This window comes from Paenibacillus xylanilyticus (assembly GCF_013359935.1).
GTDB classification, from domain to species: domain Bacteria; phylum Bacillota; class Bacilli; order Paenibacillales; family Paenibacillaceae; genus Paenibacillus; species Paenibacillus xylanilyticus.
This window is the reverse complement of sequence record NZ_JABMCB010000100.1, coordinates 1-367: the sequence shown is the minus strand read 5'-3', so window position 1 is coordinate 367 and position 367 is coordinate 1. Positions and strand designations below refer to the sequence as shown.

Annotated in this window: 1 protein-coding gene; it reads left to right on the top strand. The window is 46.6% G+C overall.

Annotation, left to right across the window (positions count from 1 at the left end; genetic code table 11):
• On the top strand, positions 1 to 367 hold a 367-nt coding region (locus HP552_RS00930), incomplete at both ends, for a hypothetical protein (protein WP_175393883.1).

Sequence of the window (367 nt, the reverse complement as noted above, 5' to 3'; positions counted from 1 at the left end):
GCATTTCGTCGGTAACACCGCTGGTTTTGGACATGGGATCAATGACGGTCGACCGTTCTGGACGGGAAGGTTTTCTAATTCAACGATGGATGAGATCCTATTTTACTTCCCAGGTGATGATAACTGGTGGCTTGGCTCTTACAATGGATCGGAATTAAAGTGGAATCTTGCCGGTAACACTGTTGGTTTTGGACATGGAATCAATGACGGCCGGCCGTTTTGGGTAGGGGATTTCAATGGTGACGGAAGAGAAGATATTCTGTTTTATTTCCCAGGTGACGATAATTGGTGGCTTGGGGCATTTGAAGGTACGGAGCTAAAATGGCATTTCGTCGGTAACACCGCTGGTTTTGGACATGGGATCAAT